The organism is Celeribacter sp. SCSIO 80838, assembly GCF_056498065.1.
This window is the reverse complement of record NZ_JAZKMA010000001.1, coordinates 3029179-3049693: the sequence shown is the minus strand read 5'-3', so window position 1 is coordinate 3049693 and position 20515 is coordinate 3029179. Positions and strand designations below refer to the sequence as shown.

Annotated in this window: 17 protein-coding genes; 9 read left to right on the top strand and 8 right to left on the bottom strand. The window is 61.2% G+C overall.

Features of this window, described 5'->3' with window-relative positions; translation table 11 throughout:
- Positions 1-184: 184 nt before the first annotated feature.
- The 8 genes from V1475_RS15320 to V1475_RS15285 all read left to right on the top strand — a co-directional run bounded on the left by V1475_RS15320 (position 185) and on the right by V1475_RS15285 (position 12687).
- Entirely contained in the window at positions 185-1186 is a 1002-nt protein-coding gene (locus V1475_RS15320; protein WP_479413440.1) for a TDT family transporter, read from the top strand.
- A gap of 162 nt (positions 1187-1348) precedes the next feature.
- A complete protein-coding gene (gene guaB / locus V1475_RS15315) occupies positions 1349-2800 on the top strand; it encodes an IMP dehydrogenase (RefSeq protein ID WP_479413439.1) in 1452 nt (483 codons plus the stop codon).
- 255 nt (positions 2801-3055) lie between these two features.
- Positions 3056-4423: a tetratricopeptide repeat protein gene (locus V1475_RS15310; RefSeq protein ID WP_479413438.1), complete on the top strand. Its 1368-nt coding sequence runs from the start codon at positions 3056-3058 to the stop codon at positions 4421-4423.
- Positions 4424-4489: 66 nt separating this feature from the next.
- Positions 4490-5671 (top strand): RsmB/NOP family class I SAM-dependent RNA methyltransferase, encoded by a 1182-nt coding sequence (locus V1475_RS15305; protein ID WP_479413437.1) that lies wholly within the window; start codon positions 4490-4492, stop codon positions 5669-5671.
- 333 nt (positions 5672-6004) lie between these two features.
- Positions 6005-8260, top strand: a complete 2256-nt coding sequence (locus V1475_RS15300; RefSeq protein ID WP_479413991.1) for an ATP-binding protein — start codon at positions 6005-6007, stop codon at positions 8258-8260.
- A gap of 284 nt (positions 8261-8544) precedes the next feature.
- Positions 8545-9606: a recombinase RecA gene (recA, locus tag V1475_RS15295; RefSeq protein WP_434286951.1), complete on the top strand. Its 1062-nt coding sequence runs from the start codon at positions 8545-8547 to the stop codon at positions 9604-9606.
- A gap of 138 nt (positions 9607-9744) precedes the next feature.
- The gene (gene alaS / locus V1475_RS15290) at positions 9745-12396 is read left to right on the top strand and encodes an alanine--tRNA ligase (RefSeq protein WP_479413436.1); all 2652 of its coding nucleotides are present in this window, start codon (positions 9745-9747) and stop codon (positions 12394-12396) included.
- Between the two features lie 3 nt (positions 12397-12399).
- Complete coding sequence (locus tag V1475_RS15285; protein WP_479413434.1) at positions 12400-12687, top strand: DUF1330 domain-containing protein; 288 nt, start codon at positions 12400-12402, stop codon at positions 12685-12687.
- 49 nt (positions 12688-12736) lie between these two features.
- On the opposite strand, the gene V1475_RS15280 is transcribed toward V1475_RS15285, so the two are convergent.
- The 7 genes from V1475_RS15280 to V1475_RS15250 form a co-directional block, all read right to left on the bottom strand.
- Positions 12737-13324: a VOC family protein gene (locus V1475_RS15280; RefSeq protein ID WP_479413990.1), complete on the bottom strand. Its 588-nt coding sequence runs from the start codon at positions 13322-13324 to the stop codon at positions 12737-12739.
- 156 nt (positions 13325-13480) lie between these two features.
- Positions 13481-15298 carry a translational GTPase TypA gene (gene typA / locus V1475_RS15275; RefSeq protein ID WP_479413433.1) on the bottom strand — a complete coding sequence of 606 codons (1818 nt, stop codon included), beginning with the start codon at positions 15296-15298 and terminating at the stop codon, positions 13481-13483.
- A 98-nt stretch (positions 15299-15396) separates the two neighbouring features.
- Entirely contained in the window at positions 15397-15732 is a 336-nt protein-coding gene (locus V1475_RS15270; RefSeq protein ID WP_434286957.1) for a DMT family transporter, read from the bottom strand.
- 14 nt (positions 15733-15746) lie between these two features.
- Entirely contained in the window at positions 15747-16373 is a 627-nt protein-coding gene (locus V1475_RS15265) for a YitT family protein (RefSeq protein ID WP_479413432.1), read from the bottom strand.
- 15 nt (positions 16374-16388) lie between these two features.
- Positions 16389-17012: a YitT family protein gene (locus V1475_RS15260; RefSeq protein ID WP_479413431.1), complete on the bottom strand. Its 624-nt coding sequence runs from the start codon at positions 17010-17012 to the stop codon at positions 16389-16391.
- A gap of 118 nt (positions 17013-17130) precedes the next feature.
- Complete coding sequence (locus V1475_RS15255) at positions 17131-17739, bottom strand: hypothetical protein (protein WP_479413430.1); 609 nt, start codon at positions 17737-17739, stop codon at positions 17131-17133.
- Between the two features lie 123 nt (positions 17740-17862).
- Positions 17863-18429 (bottom strand): HupE/UreJ family protein, encoded by a 567-nt coding sequence (locus V1475_RS15250; protein ID WP_434286961.1) that lies wholly within the window; start codon positions 18427-18429, stop codon positions 17863-17865.
- Between the two features lie 466 nt (positions 18430-18895).
- Between V1475_RS15250 and V1475_RS15245 the strand changes: the two genes are divergently transcribed.
- Positions 18896-19129, top strand: coding sequence for a hypothetical protein (locus V1475_RS15245; protein WP_434286963.1), 234 nt, complete (start codon positions 18896-18898; stop codon positions 19127-19129).
- Positions 19130-19203: 74 nt separating this feature from the next.
- On the opposite strand, the gene V1475_RS15240 is transcribed toward V1475_RS15245, so the two are convergent.
- The gene (locus tag V1475_RS15240; protein WP_434286964.1) at positions 19204-20418 is read right to left on the bottom strand and encodes an NADP-dependent isocitrate dehydrogenase; all 1215 of its coding nucleotides are present in this window, start codon (positions 20416-20418) and stop codon (positions 19204-19206) included.
- Positions 20419-20515 lie beyond the last annotated feature (97 nt).

The following is a 20515-nucleotide window of genomic DNA, read 5'->3' as shown; positions in this document are numbered from 1 at the left end:
TCTCAATGGAATCTGGTTAACGATATTGGTTCAAACAGGGTTCGCCTTAGTTTGGAAATCGGGCGTAACTATGGCCTGTCGCGCCCGCGACGTCGCGCCTCATGATACGCCCCGATGAAATCCTTTCAACGGGCAGGGCAGGGTGATATTCAACCTTCGAAATATATGTTTGAAGGCTTATCCCATGTCCCAGACCCCGCCGCGCATCATGCCGAAACCCTTCAACGCCGCGCCCAAGGGGCTTTGGCGCGCCACGCCGCCGGCGATCTTTCCGCCGATCATGGGGCTGATGGGCCTTGGGCTTGCTTGGCGCAATGCGGGCCATGTCATCCCCGGCGCGCCGATCTGGATCGGGGAAATGCTTCTTGGCGCGGTGTCGCTGCTTTATCTCTTCGCACTTCTGACCTATTTCGCCAAAATGTCCCGTCGCCCCTCGGTGATCGCCGAGGACCTGCGCATCCTGCCCGGCCGTGCGGGGCTGGCTGCAGGGGCCGACACCGGCTTTCTCTTCGCCGCCGCCCTCGTGCCCTATTCCGCCATGGCCGCAAAAACCGTCCTCGTGCTCTCGCTCATCGCCCTCGCCATTGTGGCCCTGCTGATCCTGCGCTCCTTCGCCCTCGGCCCCGCCGAACAGCGCCGCGTCACGCCCGCATGGCACCTCTCCTTCGTCGGCTTCATCCTCGCACCGCTCTCTGCCGTGCCGCTCGGCTGGCTCGGCCTGTCGCAATTTATCTTCGCCACGACCCTGCCGATTGCCGCCGCGATCTGGTTGATCTCCGCGCTGCAATTCGCCAAGGCCGATGTGCCGCCGCCGCTGCGTCCGCTTCTGGCGATCCATCTCGCGCCGCTGTCGCTCTTCGGCATCGTCGCAACGCTTCTGGGCTATACGACCCTCGCGCTCGCCTTCGCATGGATCGGCGTGACCGCGCTCCTCGTCTGTCTCGCGGCCATCCGCTACCTGACCAAAGCCGATTTCTCCGCGCTTTGGGGCGCCTTTACCTTTCCGCTCGCCGCCTTCGCCAACATGATGTTCGCCGCCGCCACGCTCGCCCCCATGCCGTTTCGCCTGATCGGCGGGCTCGAACTCGTCGGCGCCACGCTGGTGATCGTCTATATCGCCTCGAAAATCATGCAAATCTGGATGCGCGGCAAACTCTCCAAAGCCACCAACGCCGCAACGGTCTAAGGTTTCCTTTGCTACCAAAACCTCAAAAAAGGGCTGCCTCTCCCCGGAGCGCGGCCCTAAATCTTGCGGGGCATCGCCGTAAAACACACAAAACGCCCTTTCCATTGTGGGGTATCCGTGCAATAGGGACGTGCCAAACCGTATCCCCCATGGAGAGACCCGATGGAGATTCGCGAGGCGCTTACCTTCGATGACGTATTGCTTGTTCCGGCCGCATCTACCGTGCTGCCGTCTACAGCCGATACAAAGACCTATGTCACCAAATCCATTCAGCTGAACATCCCGCTTTTGTCGTCGGCGATGGACACCGTGACCGAAGCCCGCATGGCCATCGCCATGGCGCAGGCCGGGGGCATCGGGGTGATCCACAAGAACCTCAACATCGAACAACAGTCCATCGAAGTGCGCCGGGTCAAACGGTTCGAGAGCGGCATCGTCTACAATCCGGTGACGCTGACCGCGAACCAGACCATCGCCGATGCCAAGGCCCTCTGTGCCCAGTATAATTTCACCGGCTTCCCGGTGATCGACGCGGATCGCCGCATCGTCGGCATCGTCACCAACCGCGACATGCGCTTTGCCACTTCCGACAACACGCCGGTCTCTCAGGTGATGACCTCGGACAATCTCGCGATCCTTCAGGAACCCGCCGACCGCGACGAGGCGATCTCGCTGATGAAAGCGCGCCGGATCGAGAAGCTTCTGGTCGTCGACAAGGACAACCGTCTGACCGGCCTTCTGACCCTCAAGGACACCGAGCAAAGCGTGCTGAACCCCTCGGCCAGCAAGGACGCGCTCGGGCGTCTGCGGGTTGCGGCGGCGACGGGCGTGGGCGAGGCGGGCTTCGAGCGCTCCTCCGCCCTTGTGGACGCGGGCGTCGACATCATCGTGATCGACACGGCCCACGGCCATTCGGCGGGCGTCGTCGAAGCGGTGGCGCGCGCCAAGAAAGAGTTTGGCGACAAGGTGCAGATCATCGCGGGCAACGTCGCAACCGGCGCTGCCACCAAGGCACTGATCGACGCGGGTGCGGATGCGGTCAAGGTCGGCATCGGGCCGGGGTCGATCTGTACGACCCGCATGGTCGCAGGCGTCGGCGTGCCGCAGCTCACCGCCATTATGGAGTGCGCCAAGGCGGCGGGCGACGTGCCGATCATCGCCGATGGCGGGATCAAATTCTCCGGCGATTTCTCCAAAGCCATCGCGGCGGGCGCTTCTGTCGCCATGGTCGGCTCAATGATTGCGGGCACGGACGAGTCTCCGGGCGAGGTGATCCTCTACCAAGGCCGCTCCTTCAAATCCTACCGTGGCATGGGGTCCCTGGGTGCCATGGCGCGCGGTTCGGCGGATCGGTATTTCCAGAAAGACGCGGCCTCCGACAAGCTCGTGCCCGAGGGCATCGAGGGGCAGGTGCCCTATAAAGGCCCGGTCGCAACCGTGTTGCATCAGATGGTCGGGGGGCTTCGCGCCTCCATGGGGTATACCGGCTGCGCCACCGTCGCCGAGATGCGCAAAAACTGCGAATTCGTGAAGATCACCGGCTCGGGTCTCAAGGAAAGCCACGTCCATGACGTGCAAATCACCCGCGAAAGCCCGAACTACCGCATCGGCTGAGGCGTCGAGACGACTGGACTACAAAGCGCCACGGGTCAAACCGTGGCGTTTTTTCATTTTCTGCGCCGCAGCGTCGCGACGCTATGGCAAATTGATATTTTCCGATTTTTGTGGTCTAATTCCTCCATGGCCATGGTGCCGGACTCACGTGCTGCTCACGCGGTCAATTGACGCCTCATACCGAGCCCCGCGTGATGGCTCTGCGAGAGACGCAAATGACCTTTTCCGCCCATGGTCTGGGAAGAGGAGGGGAAAATGCTGCATTCAAGACTTTGGAAATTCGCCCGCTGGAGCACGCGCTCGGTCGTGCTTTGGGGGACTGTGAGCCTCGCGTGCCTCGCTTTGCCGGGCGCAGCCGGGGCGGAAGATCTGGACGCCACGGCGCTGCAAGCCGCCGCAGATGCGGGCGATATGGCCGCCGCGGTTCAGCTCGGAAACGCGCTGCTTTGGGGCTATGGCGGGGTCGATCAGGACGTTGAGGCGGCCACGATTTTGCTCGCGAAAGCCGCCGAGGCGGGCGATGCCAAGGCGCAGACCGCGCTCGGGCAGGCCTATCTCTGGGGCACGCCCGTGGCCAAGGATCTCGCAGAGGCCGACCGGCTTTTGAGTGCGGCGGCGGCGCAGGGCGACACGGGTGCGATGCGCGTTTTGGGTCAGCAATTGATCGGCGGCTGGGTGATCCCGCAGGACATCGACCGTGGCCTGCCGCTCTTGGAAGAGGCGGCGGCTCAGGGCGATGTTCAGGCCAAGGTCGCGCTCGGGGAATTCTATCTCTATGGCAAGCCTCTGGCGAAAGACTGGACACGCGCCGAGGCGCTGTTCGAAGAGGCTGCCGCCGCAGGGGACGGCTCCGGCCTTGCGGCCTATGGCGCGATGATGATGTGGAGCGAAAAGGATTGGCAAACCGCCGAAACCAATTTGATCCGCGCCGGTGAGATGGGCGAAAGCGAGGCTTGGGTCTCGCTCGCGGAAGGGGCGATGTACGGCTATCTCGGGCCGAATTCGCGCGCCAAATTCGATGGCTTTGCGGACAAGGCGCGGGCGGCGGGCGAGGAACGCATCGCCGTGCTCGAATCGCAGCGCGCAACCTGGGGGATTTCGATGGAAGCCAGCGGCCCGAAAGCCTTGGCCGAATTGGAAATCGCCGCAGAAGACGGCAATGTCACCGCACTTCTCAACCTGATTTCGCTGCAACGCGACGGCAACCGCTACAACATTCGCAAGGATCCGGCGGCGGCACTGGCCTCGCTTGAGGCCCATGGCGATCTTCTGAATGCGGATCAGCGGGCGCAATACGGGCTGACGATCAAGGCCGCGACCCACCGCATGACGCAGGACCTGCCGAAGATGGCAGCGCTGATCGAAGAGGGAGCGGCAGGCAACCCCGGCCTGATGACCGCATGGTTTGGTAAGGAGCTTTACAAGGCCAACCCGAACCTCGCGATCTATATGCTTCAGGGCGATCTCAAGGCCGAAGGGCTTTATAGCGGCGCGCAGGATGGCTTTGCCGGACCGCATACGCTCAAGGGGCTCTATAGCCTGTGTAAAGCTCTGCCGGGCGAAGACAATTGCGACGATCGGGTGCTGGATGCCGAGCTGATCGGCAAGCTTCTGGCGCGTTGATTGTCTCAGACGGGCGGTGTAGGTCTGGGGAAAGGGATCGCTGACGATCCGCCACCGGAGCCCCGCATGACCCCAGCCGCCCGCCTGTCCGCCGCGATTGAATGTCTTGATGATGTGCTCTCCGGCGAAAATGCCGAGCGCGTCCTGACCAACTGGGCGCGCGGGCATCGGTTTGCCGGCTCGAAAGATCGCGCTGCGATCCGCGATCATGTGTTCGATGCGCTGCGCTGCAAACGCTCCTATGGCTGGCTTGGCGGGGCAGGCGAGGCGCGTCCTTCCGGGCGTCAGTTGATGATCGGTGCGCTCAGGGTGCAGGGCGTCGATCCTGACACGCTGTTCTGCGAAGACCGTTTTGCGCCCCGCCCGCTCACCGTCGAGGAACGCGCGGCCCCTCCGGCGCTCGAAACGGCCCCGCGTGGCGTCCGGCTCGATTGTCCTGACTGGCTTTTGCCGCTTTACGACGCGACCCTTGGGGAGGGCAGCGACGCGGCGCTTGAGCTTTTGGGGCAGCGCTCCGATGTCTTCCTGCGCGTCAATATCGGCAAATCCACCCTGAGCTATGCGCTTGAGTTGCTGTCTGAGGACGGCATTGAGGCTGTGCCGCATTCGCTTTCGGAAACGGCTTTGAAAGTCACCCGTGGCGCGCGCGCCGTTGCACGCTCTCAGGCCTATCTCACGGGAATCGTCGAATTACAGGATGCAGGCTCGCAGGCGATCATCGACGGTTTGCCTTTGCAGGATGGCATGGAGGTGCTGGATTACTGCGCGGGCGGCGGGGGCAAGAGCCTCGCCATGGGCGCGCGCGCGGCGCTGCGTCTGACCGCCCATGATGTTGATCCCGCCCGGATGCAGGACATCGCACCTCGCGCCTCCCGGGCCGGGATCACCATAGCGACCGCGCGCAAAGCGGATCTCGCGCCTGATTACGATCTGGTGCTCTGTGATGTGCCCTGTTCCGGTTCCGGCGCGTTTTCCCGCAGCCCGCAGGGAAAATGGGCGCTGACCCAGGCCCGACTTGACCGTCTGGCTGCACTTCAGGCCGAGATTCTCGAGGAAGTCGCCCCGCGCGTGCGTCCGGGCGGCGTGCTGGCCTATGCCACATGCTCGCTGTTCAAGCCGGAAAATGCTGTGCAGGTCGAAAGCTTTCTGGCGCGACATTCCGAATTCGAACTCATCCGGCAAAGGCAGATCAGCCCGCTGGAAGGGGGAGACGGTTTCTATTTTGCGACGCTGCGACGTCTGATCTGACGTAAAACGCGATTTTCGTTCAAACGTGTAAAATTCTGTGCGGATACAACTTTACCGACAGTTATTCGCGTTTTATCCTCGTTTTGTGCTGCCGATTAAAGGGCCGTTAACCAAATCACCGCCAAACTCGCCCGTGATCTGTCGGGTTTGGTCGGGATAGGCCAAATTGGCAAGACATCGGGGACGCCCGGGGACCAGTGCTCCGGATTGCGCATTGCGTAACCGGTTCGGCAGGTCCGTCGGGGAAAGAAACGCAAAGGGGAACAGGTGTTCAACACCAGCATGACCGCAGGGCCGTTGTCGAAACAGGCCGAACGGATCGCACCTTATAGCATGGGACTTGCCCTGAGCGGGCTGGCGCTTTGTGGCGGAGCCTTGCTTCTGCCGAGGCCGCAGTTCGGTCTCATCCTCTTTTGCGGCGGCGCGGCACTGCTTTGGGCCGCAGTTCTTGTGCGGGTTCTGAGCCATCGCCAGCATGTGGTCCGCAACCGTCTCAACATGGCGCTGGCCGAATTCGTCGCCAATGATGCGGCCCCCTCTTTCACCACCGATCTCAACGGGGTGATCGGCTATGAAAACCGGGCCGCGATCGAACGGTTTGGCGGGCGCGGCGGGCGCACATTGCTCTCCTCCCTCGAAGACGTTTTCGCCGCCCCCGGGGCAACGCTCAGCCGGTTGCAATCGCGGGCGCTAGCCAAGGGGGCCGCGCGCGAAGATGTTGTGATGCGTCATGGTCATATGCGGCTCTCTGTGCATCTGATCGGGGAAAGCGGTTTTCTGTGGCGGCTTGAGGATATGGCCGAACGCGGCGGCGTGCTCGATGGCGATGCGATCTCTCTGCCGATGATTGCCCTGTCGAAAAACAACACGGTGCTGTTTCTGAACGAACCGATGCGGCGTCTGATCGGACATCGCAAAAAGACGCTCGACCGGGTGGTGACAGACCTGCCGATCCGGCCTGGAGACGTTCATGTCCTGGCGGGTGTCGAGGGGCGGATCTATGCCCGGGTTGCGCAATTCGAAAGTTCAGGATCGGGTCGTAAGGAATTGTATTTCCTTCCTGAAACGACACCAAACGTGGGGGCGTGGGAGGCCTTCGATGCACTGCCGGTCGCACTTTTGAAAGTGGCGGTGGATGGGCGCATTCTGCAATCCAACCGGCCCGCGCGGGAGCTTCTGGCGATCCCCTCGCATGACCGGCTGAGCCTCAGCGATCTGGTCGAAGGGCTCGGTCGACCGGTACAGGACTGGGTCACGGATGTGGCCATGGGGCGGGCGCGTAAACCGGAATTCGTTCGCGCCTCGCGTCCGCAAAGCGACACTTTCCTGCAAATCTCTCTCAACCGCGTCGAACGCAAGGGAGAAGGCAAGAAGGACCAGATCGAACTGATCGCTGTGTTGTCGGACGCGACCGAGCTGAAATCGCTTGAGGCACAATTCGTCCAGTCGCAAAAAATGCAGGCCATTGGTCAGCTCGCGGGTGGGGTTGCGCATGATTTTAACAATCTTTTGACTGCAATTTCAGGGCATTGCGACCTTTTGTTGCTGCGCCACGATAAGGCCGATCCGGACTATGGCGATCTCGTCCAGATTCATCAAAATGCCAACCGCGCCGCCTCTCTTGTCGGTCAGCTTCTGGCGTTTTCGCGCAAACAGACGCTCAAGCCCGAGGTCATCGACCTGCGCGATACGCTGTCCGATCTGACTCATTTGCTGAACCGTCTGGTTGGGGAAAAGGTCAGCCTGTCGCTTGATCACGACGCCGGGCTCCTGCCGATCCGGGTCGACAAGCGCCAGCTCGAACAGGTGATCATGAACCTCGTGGTCAACGCCCGCGATGCCATGCCGACGGGCGGCGAGATCAAGATCGAGACCCGCAACGAGGTGTTGCGCGACGTGTTTACCCGCGACCGGGCGACGGTTCCGGTCGGCGAATATGTCGTGGTGACCGTCTCGGACCAGGGTGTCGGCATTCCGCCGGATCGTTTGCAGAAAGTGTTCGAACCTTTCTACACGACGAAGCGCACGGGCGAGGGTACGGGGCTTGGGCTGTCGACCGCTTACGGTATCATCAAGCAGACTGGCGGGTTTATTTTCGTCGACAGTGTGGTGGGCACAGGCACGGCCTTTACCATCTTCCTTCCGGCCCATACGGCGCAGGCAGAGGCGGTTGTCGAGGCGGCCAGCAAACCAGTCGCGGAGGCGCATCCGAGTTCCGAACGGGGCTCCGGCGTGATCCTTCTGGTGGAGGACGAGGCACCGGTGCGGGCCTTTGCGTCTCGCGCGTTGCGTCTGCGCGGTTATACGGTGATCGAGGCTGAGAATGCCGAGGAGGCGCTCGAAACGCTGGAGGACGAGAGCCTGCATATCGACGTTTTTGTCTCCGACGTGATCATGCCGGGGATGGACGGGCCGAGCTGGGTCTCCGAGGCGCTGAAACACCGCCCGGGCGTGAAGGTGGTGTTCGTCTCAGGCTATGCGGAGGATCATTTCTCCGAACAGCAATCGCGGATTCCGAATTCCGTCTTCCTGCCGAAACCGTTCTCGCTGTCCGAACTGACCGCGACGGTACAGGCACAGTTTCACTGAAAATCATGCCTTTTCATATAGTTTGAGGCTTCATCCTCGGGTGGTGCCTGAATTTTTTTATGCAGGCCAGTTTTGCTAACCTGTCCTTAACCAATTCTGCCTCAGAGTGATTTTCGTAAATTTAAGTTGAAATGTTCCCTTTTTGTGCTCATAAGATAGATGAGAACAAGAGGCGAACAACAGCCCCGGTCCGAGCAGTCCCCTTTTCGCGACCTTTCCGCGATGGACGCTTTTTGACGGGTGTGAGATAAGGGTTTGAACAGATGGCAACGGCGGCAAAAGAGATGGCAAAGAACGACAATCAGAACGGGGACAAACAGAAGGCGCTCGAAAGCGCGCTGGCCCAGATCGAGCGCCAGTTCGGCAAAGGCTCGATCATGCGGCTCGGCGCCGACAACCCGGTGCAGGAGATCGAAGCGACCTCCACGGGGTCTCTGGGTCTCGATATCGCGCTTGGCATTGGCGGCATTCCGAAAGGTCGGATTGTCGAGATTTACGGCCCGGAATCGTCGGGGAAAACCACGCTGACGCTGCATTGCGTGGCCGAGGAACAGAAAAAAGGCGGCGTCTGCGCCTTTGTCGATGCCGAACACGCGCTTGATCCGATCTACGCCAAGAAGCTCGGCGTCGATCTCGATGAGTTGCTGATCTCCCAGCCCGACACCGGCGAGCAGGCGCTTGAGATCGTCGACACGCTGGTGCGCTCCGGGGCCGTGTCGCTGGTCGTGGTCGACTCGGTGGCCGCGCTGACGCCGAAATCCGAACTGGAAGGCGACATGGGCGACAGCTCCGTCGGCGTTCAGGCGCGTCTGATGTCGCAGGCGATGCGCAAACTGACCGGCTCGATCAGCCGCTCGAAATGTACCGTGATCTTCATCAACCAGATCCGCATGAAAATCGGCGTGATGTTCGGCTCGCCCGAAACCACCACCGGCGGCAACGCTTTGAAATTCTACTCCTCCGTCCGCATGGACATCCGCCGCATCGGCGCGATCAAGGACCGCGACGAGGTTGTCGGCAACGAGACCCGCGTGAAAATCGTAAAAAACAAGGTCGCCCCGCCCTTCAAACAGGTCGAATTCGACATCATGTATGGCGAAGGCATCTCGAAAACCGGCGAGCTTTTGGACCTCGGCGTCAAGGCGGGCGTGGTCGACAAATCCGGCGCGTGGTTCTCTTACGGTGACGAGCGGATCGGGCAGGGTCGTGAGAATGCGAAACGCTATCTCAAGGAGAACCCGCAGACCGCGCTTGAGATCGAGGATAAAATCCGCGCCGCGCACGGGCTCGATTTCGACATGGGTGACGGGTTCGAGCATGACGACATGATCGACGACGACGAATAACGTCGCTGTCATCGCGGGGATATAAGGGCCGAAGCCGTAAGGGTTTCGGCCCTTTTCCGTTTGCCACTTATGGACAGCACGGGCGTGCGCGGGTAAACCATGCCGAACGCCAAGATTTTCCGTAAGGACGCGCCCACCATGCCCAGCGTGAACGATATCCGCTCCACCTTCCTCAACTATTTCGAACGCAACGGTCACACCGTCGTGCCGAGCTCGCCGCTCGTGCCGCGCAATGACCCGACGCTCATGTTCACCAACTCCGGTATGGTGCAGTTCAAGAACTGCTTCACCGGGGTGGAGAAACGCGATTACGTGCGGGCCACCACGGCGCAAAAATGTGTGCGCGCGGGCGGTAAGCACAACGATTTGGACAATGTCGGCTACACGGCGCGGCACCACACGTTCTTTGAGATGCTCGGCAACTTTTCCTTTGGCGATTACTTCAAACATGAGGCGATCCCCTTTGCCTGGGAGCTGATCACCAAGGATTTCGACATTCCGAAGGACAAGCTCTACACCACCGTCTATCACACCGATGACGAGGCGTTCGAGATTTGGAAAAAGGTCGGCGTGCCGGAAGATCGGATCATTCGCATCGCCACCTCGGACAACTTCTGGCAGATGGGCGACACTGGACCTTGCGGGCCGTGTACCGAGATTTTCTACGATCACGGCGATCACATCTGGGGTGGCCCTCCGGGCAGCCCGGAAGAGGATGGCGACCGTTTCATCGAGATCTGGAACCTCGTGTTCATGCAGAACGAGAAATTCGCCGACGGCACGATGGTCGATCTCGACATGCAGTCGATCGATACCGGCATGGGTCTTGAGCGCATTGCGGCGCTTTTGCAGGGCAGCCACGACAACTATGACACCGACCTGATGCGCGCCCTGATCGAGGCATCGGCGCATGCGACTTCGGTGGATGCCTTCGGCGACAAGAACGTCCACCACCGGGTGATCGCGGACCACCTGCGCTCGACCTCCTTCCTGATTGCCGATGGCGTGATGCCATCGAACGAGGGTCGGGGCTATGTGCTGCGCCGGATCATGCGCCGCGCCATGCGCCACGCGCACCTTCTGGGGGCGAAAGATCCGGTCATGCATAAGCTCGTGCCGGAACTGGTGCGCCAGATGGGCGATGCCTACCCCGAGCTACGGACCGGTCAGGCGATGATCGAAGAGACGCTGAAGCTCGAAGAAACCCGTTTCATTCAGACGCTCGATCGCGGTCTCAAGTTGCTCGAAGACGAACTCGTCGATCTGCCGGAGGGCGAAAAGCTTCCGGGCGAGGCGGCGTTCAAACTTTATGACACCTACGGTTTTCCGCTCGATCTGACGCAGGATGCACTGCGCGAGAAGGGCGTGGAGGTCGACACCGACGGGTTCGACGCCGCCATGGCCGAGCAAAAAGCCAAGGCGCGCGCCGCTTGGGCAGGCTCCGGCGAGACGGCGGACGCGACCGTCTGGTACGACATCGCGGAAGACAAGGGCACCACGGAATTCCTCGGCTATGACACCGAGAAGGCCGAGGGCGAGATCGTCGCACTCGTCAAAGACGGTGCGCGCGTCGATGTGGCGAAGGCCGGTGACACGGTGCAGATCGTGGTCAACCAGACGCCGTTCTATGGCGAGTCTGGCGGTCAGGTCGGCGACACCGGTGTGATCCGCGTCGAGAAAGCCGTCGCCAAGATCAGCGACACGAAAAAGGTCGCGGGGGTGTTCATCCATTTCGCCACCATCGAGAGTGGCGAGATCAAAGTCGGTGCGCCTGCGGCGCTCGAAGTCGATCACACGCGTCGTTCGGCGATCCGCGCCAATCACTCGGCGACGCACCTTCTGCACGAGGCGCTGCGCGAGACCTTGGGCGATCACGTCGCGCAGCGCGGGTCGCTCAATGCGCCGGATCGTCTGCGTTTCGACTTTTCGCATGCCAAGGCGTTGAGCGCCGAGGAAATCGCCAAGGTCGAGCACGATGTGAACGCTTTCATCCGCCAGAACACGGCGGTGGACACCCGGATCATGACCCCGGACGACGCCCGCGCCATCGGCGCTCAGGCACTGTTCGGTGAGAAATACGGCGACGAAGTGCGCGTCGTATCCATGGGCCGTGCCGACACCGGCAAGGGGGCCGATGGCCAGACCTATTCGCTCGAGCTTTGCGGCGGCACCCATGTCAAACGCACGGGCGACATCGGGGTTTGCGTGGTGCTGGGTGACAGCGCGTCCTCTGCGGGCGTGCGCCGGATTGAGGCGCTGACGGGGCAGGCGGCGATTGCCCATCTGGAAACCGAGGCGCATCGCGCGGCCGAGGTCGCCAATGTCCTCAAAGCCCCGGTGACCGAAGTGGTCGAGCGCGTGAAGGCGCTGGCCGATGAGCGCAAGAAACTGGAGCAGGAGGTCGCCAACCTCAAGCAACAGATCGCGCTCGGCGGCGGTGCCAAAGGCGGGGTCGAAGCCAAAGAGATCGGCGGCGTGAAATTCCTCGCGCAGGCGCTCTCCGGCGTCTCCGGCAAGGATCTGCGCGGCTTGATCGACGCGCATAAAAACAATCTCGGCTCCGGCGTCATCCTTCTGATCGCCGAAGAAGACGGCAAGGTCGCGGTGGCCTGTGGTGTGACCGACGATCTGATCGGCAAAATCTCCGCCGTCGATGTGCTCAAGGCCGCTGTGCCCGCGGTGGGCGGTCAGGGCGGCGGCGGTCGTCCGGATATGGCGCAGGGCGGGGGCAAGGACTTCTCCGGTGCCGACGCCGCCATTGCCGCCGCTGAAACGCTTTTGAAAGGATAAGACATGCCCGCTCTCTGGATTGCCAACATCAAGGTCGCGGACGAAGAGGCCTATGGCCGTTATGCCAAACTGGCAGGGCCCGCGATTGCCAAGCATGGCGGGACCTTCCTCGCCCGTGGCGGCCGCTACGTTCAGCTCGAAGGCAACGACCGCCCGCGCAACGTGGTGACCCGTTTCGACAGCGTCGAGGCCGCCGTGGCCTGCTACAACAGCCCGGAATATCAAGAGGCGCTGAGCCACGCCAATGGCGCTTCGGAGCGCGACATAGTGGTGATCGAAACCACCGAGTGAGATCGCTCACAGGGATTGAGCGCGGCGTGGGGGAAACTCCGCGCCGTTTTTATTTGGCAAACGGGTTTTTCGCGGCGCGGTCAAAGGACAGCGTGTTGGTGCTCTGATGCACCAGCTCCTCAATCGCGTCGGCCAAATGCACCGTGTCGATATGGTCACCGCCCGCCGCCACACGGATAAGGTGCGCGCGGTGCAGCACATCCGTATGCGTATAGCCCTGCGGCGGCTCGAAGCGATAACTCGCCAGCTCGATCAACATCCCGTTCGGCTCCCGGAAATAGATGCTGTCCATGAACCCGCGATCCTTGACGCCGGAGTGTTTCACGCCGCGCGCATCCAGCCGCTCGATCACCTGATCGAAGGTGACTTTCGACACATTGAACGCAAGATGATGCAGCGACCCTGGCCCCTGATCGATGCGGTGACGCCCCGGCTTGCGTTCCTCATTGGTGAATACGGTGATCAACCGCCCGTCGCCGGGATCGAAATACAAATGCCCTTCTTCGGGGCGGTCCAGATTGGGCTGATCGAAGACGAAAGGCATGCCCAAAACGCCCTCCCAAAAGTCGATGGAAGACTGCCGGTCCGCGCCGGTGATGGTGATGTGATGAACCCCTTGGGTCTGAATCTTACGCATGGTCATGGCGGATCTCCTTTGCCCCAACATAGGCGAAAATGCCCATGTCCCTAAGCCCCGCTCGCGCACAGAGACTGCGCGCCAAAGAGAAATCCAACGAAAAAGACCCGCCGAAGCGGGTCTTCTGGTGTCCTTCGTTGTCTGAAATACTCAGACTTACTGTGCCGCTTTGGCGTTGCGCTTGCGCTCGTGCGGGTCGAGGTAGCGTTTGCGCAGGCGGATGCTTTCCGGCGTCACTTCGACCAACTCGTCGTCGTTGATATAGGCGATGGCCTCTTCCAGCGACAGGGTCTTGGGCGTGGTGAGACGCACCGCATCGTCCGTGCCGGAGGCGCGCACGTTGGTGAGTTTCTTGCCTTTGAGCGGGTTGACCTCAAGGTCATTGTCACGCGAATGCTCGCCGATGATCATGCCCTGATAGACCTTCGCCTGAGCGCCGAGGAACAGCTTGCCGCGTTCTTCGAGGTTCCAAAGCGCATAGGCCACGGCCTCGCCGTCTTCCATGGAGATCAGAACGCCCTGACGACGGCCCGGGATCGCGCCTTTGTAGGGCGCCCAGCTGTGGAACACGCGGTTCAGCACGCCGGTGCCGCGGGTGTCGGTGAGAAACTCGCCGTGATAACCAATGAGACCGCGCGAGGGCACATGGGCGATGATCCGCGTCTTGCCGTTCTGCTGTTTCATCTCGGTCAGGTCGCCCTTGCGCGCGCCGGTGAGCTTCTCGATCACCGCGCCCGAGTATTCATCGTCCACATCGACGGTGACTTCCTCGACCGGCTCCATGCGTTGGCCGTTCTCTTCGCGCATGATCACCTGCGGACGGGAGATCGACAGCTCGAAGCCCTCGCGGCGCATGTTCTCGATCAGAACGCCCATCTGAAGTTCGCCACGGCCGGACACTTCGAAGGCCTCGCCGCCGGGGGTGTCCTTGATCTTGATCGCAACGTTCGACTCGGCCTCTTTCATGAGACGGTCGCGGATCACACGGGACTGAACCTTCTTGCCTTCACGACCGGCCAAGGGGCTGTCGTTGATGCCAAAGGTCACGGTGATGGTCGGCGGGTCGATCGGCTGGGCTTCGAGCGGCTCGTCAATTTCGAGCGCGCAGAGCGTGTCGGAGACGGTCGCTTTGGTCATGCCGGAGAGCGACACGATATCGCCCGCGACAGCCTCTTCGATCTCTGCCATGGCGAGACCGCGGAAGGCCTGAATTTTCTTGACCTGAAACTGTTCGATCTTCTGACCGTTGCGGGTCAGAGCCTGAATGGTCGCACCGGCTTTGATCTTGCCGCTCTCGACACGGCCCGTGAGCAGACGACCGAGGAACGGGTCGGAGCCCAGCGTGGTCGCGAGCATGGTGAACGGATCGTCTTGATGTTTGAGCTGACGCGGCGCGGGGACGTGGTTCAGGATCAGGTTGAACAGCGCGTCGAGGTTCTTGCGCGGCCCGTCCAGTTCGGCGTCACACCAGCCGGAGCGGCCGGAGGCGTAGAGATGCGGGAAATCGAGCTGGTCTTCGTCGGCGTCGAGCGAGGCGAAGAGATCGAAGCATTCGTCGAGTGCGCGGTCCGGCTCGGCGTCCGGTTTGTCGACCTTGTTTAGAACCACGATCGGACGCAGGCCAAGGGCGAGCGCTTTCGAGGTCACGAATTTGGTCTGCGGCATCGGGCCTTCGGCGGCGTCCACCAGAAGGACAACGCCATCGACCATGGAGAGGATGCGCTCCACCTCGCCGCCGAAATCGGCGTGGCCGGGGGTGTCGACGATGTTGATGCGATGGCCTTTCCACTCGACCGAGGTGGCTTTCGCCAGAATGGTGATGCCGCGCTCGCGCTCCAGATCGTTGGAGTCCATGGCGCGCTCGGTGGTGGCTTGGTTTTCGCGGTAAGTGCCCGATTGTTTCAGAAGCTCATCGACAAGCGTCGTCTTGCCGTGGTCCACGTGGGCGATGATGGCGATATTGCGAAGATCCATAGGGTGGGGTTTCCGTCGTGAATATGTCTTGGCCCCGCGCCTAACGGGTGAGAGGGCAAAAGACCAGCTTTAAAGCGTCTGAACCTGAGAAAAGGCGCTCAATGTGATGCGGTGCGCGAGAAAAGGTGGATGACGAGCACGCCCGCGATGATCAGCCCCATGCCGAGGGCGGCCGCGAGGTCGATTTTCTGACCGAAGGCGACAAGGCCGACAAGGGTGATCAGAACGATGCCGAGGCCGGACCAGATGGCGTAGACGACGCCGACGGGCATGACCTTGAGCACATGGGTCAGGAAATAGAAGGCGAGGCCATAGCCGATGACCACCATGGCGGTGGGCAGCGGTTTGGTGAACTGTTTCGAGGCGTTGAGCGCAGAGGTTCCGATCACTTCGGAGACAATGGCGGCGATGAGAAACAGATAGTGTTTCGGCATGATCCCGGCCCCGCTTACATCGCGATATAGCGGTCGCGGCGGTGGTTGATCGCGATCACGAGGTTCACGACCAGCGCGCCCAGCAGCGAATAGAGCACGAGGGGCAGGGGCAGCAGGAAAAAGGCCGCGGCAAACAGGCAGGCGTCGAAAATGAGCTGGACATAGCCCGCCTTGAAGCCGGTTGCGTCCTGAATATAGAGCCCGATGATGCCGATCCCGCCGAGAGAGGCGCCATGTCGGAAAATCGCCAGAAGCCCCGCACCTGTGGCAAAGCCGAAGATTACCGCACCGAGCACCGGGTTGAGCCTTTCAAAACTTGCAAGTGTCGGGAACCATTCGGCAAAGACCGAGACCATGGCCACCGAGGCGAAGGTCTTGAGCATGAATTTCTTGCCGAGGCGTTTGTAGCCGAACCAATAGAACGGCAGGTTGGCGGCAAAGAAGACCCAGCCAAAGGGCCAGCCGGTGACATAGGAGACAAGGACGGCGAAACCTGCGATCTGACCGGTGATCAGCCCGAGCGTACGGAGCGGGATCAGCGCGAAGGCGCACATGATCGTGCCGAACAGAAGCCCCTGCGCATCCTCGAACAGCGTGTGCTGATCTTCTTCGCGTGCTTTCGCGATGTCTGCTGCGGCCATGGGGGTCTCCGGGTGTCAGTTGGCGATGTAACGGTCTCGGCGGTGGTTGAAGGCGATCACGCCATTGAGCACCACCGCGCCGAGGAGCGAATACAACACCCGGGACGGTTCGAAAAGGAAGAATGCCACGGCGAACAGCACGGCATCGAAGCAAAGTTGCACAATGCCGGCCCGCACGCCGAACCGGTCCTGCGCGACAAGCGCGATGACACCCAGCGCGCCGAGCGAGCCCTTGTGGCGGAAAATGCCCAAAAGCCCGTAGCCTGCTAGAATGCCGAAGGCGACCGTACCGAACAGCGGATTGATGTAGGAAAACGACATCCAGTTCGGGATCTGGGCGATCAGAATAGAGGCGACGGTCACGCAAATCGCGGATTTCACGGTGAATTCCGTGCCCATGCGAAACCACGCCAGCGCGTAGAACGGCACGTTGATCAGCCAGAACACCCAGGAAAACGACCAGCCGGTGAGATAGGAGATCACCAGTGCAAGCCCTGCCGTCTGACCGGTGATGAAACCGAGCTGGTTGATGATCACCAGCCCGATCGAGGTGGTGATGAGGGCGATGGAGAAACCCTGCACATCCTCGAGGAGGCTGTGTTTCGGGGGATTCTCTGGAAGGGGTAAGGGTGCTGGCATATCTCATGGGTAGGACAGTGTTGCTGACCTGTCTAGCGGAAAATGCAACGCCCGTCGGACAAAAGCGATCTGAGCCAGACGGCTGTCGAAAATTGCGGCACTCAGATGCGAGGAGGGGCTATTCGATCCAAAGCCGCTGGGCCTGAAACAGCACGAGCGTCTCCGCAAGTCGCGGCGTAGAGGATACGACCGTCGCCACTGGTCTGGCCATCTGCGCTTCTTCGAGTTTGAACAGTTGGGTGGCGAGCCGTTCTGTGTCCTGCCCGTAGCGGCTGGCCAGCGCCAGTTCCGAACGCGTTTGAGCGATCAGGTCGATGGGGGTGTCGGGGTCGAATTCTGCCCCGCCGATGCCATAGACGCTGCCCGAACTTTCCATGTCGGCGCGGTAAGCCGCGCCCTGCCGCTCCAGCCCCATGACAAAGCCCAGATCGTCGAACCGTGCGGCTTTGAGATCGGCGGTTAACTGGTCGATCTCAGTGGCGGAAATCGCGGTCAGGTCATAGCGGGCAAAGATGTTCCGTGCGCCCTGAATAGCGCTGCTCTGGTCGGAATTATTTGTGGATTTCGTCGTGCCCTGCGTGCTGGCGTCAGAGGCGTTGCCGCCGGACACAGATGCGCCGCGTGTCTCCGGATCGGGAACGGCAGTTTGAGGTTGGCTCTGGCTTGATGTCTGGCTCAGTGACAAGCCCTGCGCGGCCAAAAATTGAAAGGCAGAGGAAATCTGCATCGGAAACCTTCTGTTCTCCTATTACAGGAAAGATAGGGGTCCGTGCCTTAAATTCGAGATAACAGATAAAATTGCGCGGAAATTTTCCCGCGCAATCCGTAGGTTATGGTTAATTCTCTGTGTTCATCCGAAGATCAGAGACAGGCCCAGAAGGGCCGAGGCCGCGCCCAGAAGACGCGGGCCATAGGGCAGGACGCGGGCCATGAGCTGGGCGGCGATCACGCCGATGGCATGGAGCGCTGCGGTGGCCGCGATGAACCCGAGACCGAAGGTCAGAGCCTGAGCCGCGCCCAGTTCAGAGCCGTGGGCATGGCCGTGGAACAGACCGAACAGGGCGGCAATTCCGACGCCTGTGGCAAGGCCGGGTTTCACGGCGAATGTGGCCAGAAGGCCGACGATGATGGCGGAGGCCAGGATCATCGGTTCGACGAAGGGCAGGGGCAGCCCCATGATCCCGCCGAAATATCCAAGCGCCATCGCGCCGACAAAGCCTGCGGGCACGGCCCAGACGGCTTTGCCACCGATCTGTACCGCCCAGATGCCCACGGCGACCATGGCGATGATGTGGTCAAGGCCAAAGAGCGGGTGAGACACACCGGCGAGGAAAGAGCCGTGCTGCTCGGGTGGCAGGTGAGCCAGCGCGGGGCTGGCGAGAAGGGCGAAAAGCCCTGTCAGGAGATATTTGTTCATGACTGTCCCTTATTGAAGTCAACGGGCGTCCCGGTTTGGGTCACGCCTCTCTCTTCACTTTGACGGAGTGGGCGGGGCCCGGCAAGAGGCGGGCTCGGCGTTGCGGCATAAAGGACACGGTTTCCTCGCGGAAGAAAAAAACCTTTGCCTCAAATTCAGGCGTCGGCCATGGTGCAGCCATTGCAACAGCCACGAAGGAGGGCGACATGACCATCAGCATTCGACATACCCTCCGTGGACACGCCTCTGCGGCGATGACCCTGTGTGGCAAGGGAGCTGGCAAAGCTCTGCGATCTTAAAACGATCCTTTTCCTGAAATGCCGTCATCGCTGCCGTGTCTGTTCTTCGCAACGGGCCGGTTCAGGCGTCTTCTGATTTCCGACATTTCGTCTCGGGTCAGGGGGCAGGCACGGCCCATCTCTTCTGCAATCTCTTAATCGGGCCCGGTGTTTGCCGGGAATATCTCATGTTGGTACCCAATCCCTCCGCGCCGCTTGCTCTGCGGCAGGTTCTGCAACCTCTGGTCGAAAATCACGGCTTCTGGCAGGTGCTCCGCGCCGCCTTTGCCGCGCGTGGCGCGCTCAAACGCGAGGCGCGGCGCGTCAGAAATCCGGGCGATCTCAACGCCCATCTGCGCCGTGACATCGGTCTGCCACCCGAAGCGCCTCCGGGAAAGGCGGAGTGGCAGAAGTTCCGCTGATCAAAACGGGGTAAATCATAGGAAAAGGCCGGAGCGTGCGGGCTCCGGCCTTTCCGACGGGTGGACTGGGGATCTCAGCCCGCCAGAGCCTTGTTCAGGTTCTCGTCGATCTTCTCGAGGAAGCCCATGGTGGTGAGCCAGCCCTGATCCGGGCCGACGAGCAGCGCGAGGTCCTTGGTCATGAAACCGCTTTCGACGGTGTCGACGATGACCTTTTCCAGCGTTGTGGCAAAGCGCATGAGCTGTTCGTTGCCATCGAGTTTGGCGCGGTGCTTCAACCCGCCGGTCCAGGCATAGATCGAGGCGATCGAGTTGGTGGAGGTGGCCTCGCCCGCCTGATGCTGGCGATAGTGCCGGGTCACGGTGCCGTGGGCGGCCTCGGCCTCGACGATCTTGCCGTCCGGCGTCATCAGTTGCGAGGTCATCAGGCCCAGCGAGCCAAAACCCTGCGCCACGGTGTCGGACTGCACGTCACCATCGTAGTTCTTGCAGGCCCAGACGAATTTGCCGGACCATTTCATCGCACAGGCAACCATGTCGTCGATCAGCCGGTGTTCGTACCAGATGCCGGCCTTTTTGAATTTGTCGGCGAATTCCTCTTCGTAGACTTCCTGGAAGATGTCTTTGAAGCGACCGTCATAGGCCTTGAGGATGGTGTTTTTCGTCGAGAGGTAGACCGGCCAGCCGACGTTGAGACCGTAGTTCAGCGAGGCGCGGGCGAAGTCGCGGATCGAGGCGTCGAGGTTGTACATGCCCATGAACACGCCTTCGGACGGGGCGTCATAGACCACATGTTCGATCTCGGTGCCGTCCTCGCCGACGAATTTCATCGTCAACTGCCCCTTGCCGGGGAAGCGGAAATCGGTCGCCTTGTACTGATCGCCAAAGGCGTGACGGCCGACCACGATCGGGTTGGTCCAGCCGGGCACGAGGCGCGGCACGTTCTTGCAGATGATCGGCTGGCGGAACACCACGCCGCCGAGGATGTTGCGGATCGTGCCGTTGGGCGATTTCCACATTTTCTTGAGGCCGAATTCTTCGACGCGCTGCTCATCGGGGGTGATGGTGGCGCATTTGACGGCGACGCCGACCTCTTTGGTCTTCATCGCGGCGTCGATGGTGATCTGGTCCTCGGTGGCGTCGCGCTCTTCGATGCCGAGATCGTAATAGAGCAGGTCGATGTCGAGGTAGGGCAGGATGAGTTTCTTCTTGATGAAATCCCACATGATGCGGGTCATCTCATCGCCATCCATCTCGACGATGGGGTTGTCTACCTTGATCTTGGTCATCTGGGGGAGCTCCATGAGGGGTCTGGGAGAGTCGCTTTCTTTTAGACCATATCCGAGGGGAACGGAAGGTGTGCATACCGTTGTATACCAAATATTC

Bases quoted from the DNA above. Each gene is read 5' to 3' on its own strand.
- V1475_RS15250 (WP_434286961.1), bottom strand. From the start codon at position 18,429: ATGAACAAATATCTCCTGACAGGGCTTTTCGCCCTTCTCGCCAGCCCC.
- V1475_RS15245 (WP_434286963.1), top strand. From the start codon at position 18,896: ATGTTGGTACCCAATCCCTCCGCGCCGCTTGCTCTGCGGCAGGTTCTG.
- typA (WP_479413433.1), bottom strand. From the start codon at position 15,298: ATGGATCTTCGCAATATCGCCATCATCGCCCACGTGGACCACGGCAAG.
- V1475_RS15240 (WP_434286964.1), bottom strand. From the start codon at position 20,418: ATGACCAAGATCAAGGTAGACAACCCCATCGTCGAGATGGATGGCGAT.
- alaS (WP_479413436.1), top strand. From the start codon at position 9,745: ATGCCCAGCGTGAACGATATCCGCTCCACCTTCCTCAACTATTTCGAA.
- recA (WP_434286951.1), top strand. From the start codon at position 8,545: ATGGCAAAGAACGACAATCAGAACGGGGACAAACAGAAGGCGCTCGAA.
- V1475_RS15320 (WP_479413440.1), top strand. From the start codon at position 185: ATGTCCCAGACCCCGCCGCGCATCATGCCGAAACCCTTCAACGCCGCG.
- V1475_RS15270 (WP_434286957.1), bottom strand. From the start codon at position 15,732: ATGCCGAAACACTATCTGTTTCTCATCGCCGCCATTGTCTCCGAAGTG.
- V1475_RS15260 (WP_479413431.1), bottom strand. From the start codon at position 17,012: ATGCCAGCACCCTTACCCCTTCCAGAGAATCCCCCGAAACACAGCCTC.
- V1475_RS15300 (WP_479413991.1), top strand. From the start codon at position 6,005: ATGGGACTTGCCCTGAGCGGGCTGGCGCTTTGTGGCGGAGCCTTGCTT.
- V1475_RS15255 (WP_479413430.1), bottom strand. From the start codon at position 17,739: ATGCAGATTTCCTCTGCCTTTCAATTTTTGGCCGCGCAGGGCTTGTCA.
- V1475_RS15305 (WP_479413437.1), top strand. From the start codon at position 4,490: ATGACCCCAGCCGCCCGCCTGTCCGCCGCGATTGAATGTCTTGATGAT.
- V1475_RS15265 (WP_479413432.1), bottom strand. From the start codon at position 16,373: ATGGCCGCAGCAGACATCGCGAAAGCACGCGAAGAAGATCAGCACACG.
- guaB (WP_479413439.1), top strand. From the start codon at position 1,349: ATGGAGATTCGCGAGGCGCTTACCTTCGATGACGTATTGCTTGTTCCG.
- V1475_RS15280 (WP_479413990.1), bottom strand. From the start codon at position 13,324: ATGCGTAAGATTCAGACCCAAGGGGTTCATCACATCACCATCACCGGC.
- V1475_RS15285 (WP_479413434.1), top strand. From the start codon at position 12,400: ATGCCCGCTCTCTGGATTGCCAACATCAAGGTCGCGGACGAAGAGGCC.
- V1475_RS15310 (WP_479413438.1), top strand. From the start codon at position 3,056: ATGCTGCATTCAAGACTTTGGAAATTCGCCCGCTGGAGCACGCGCTCG.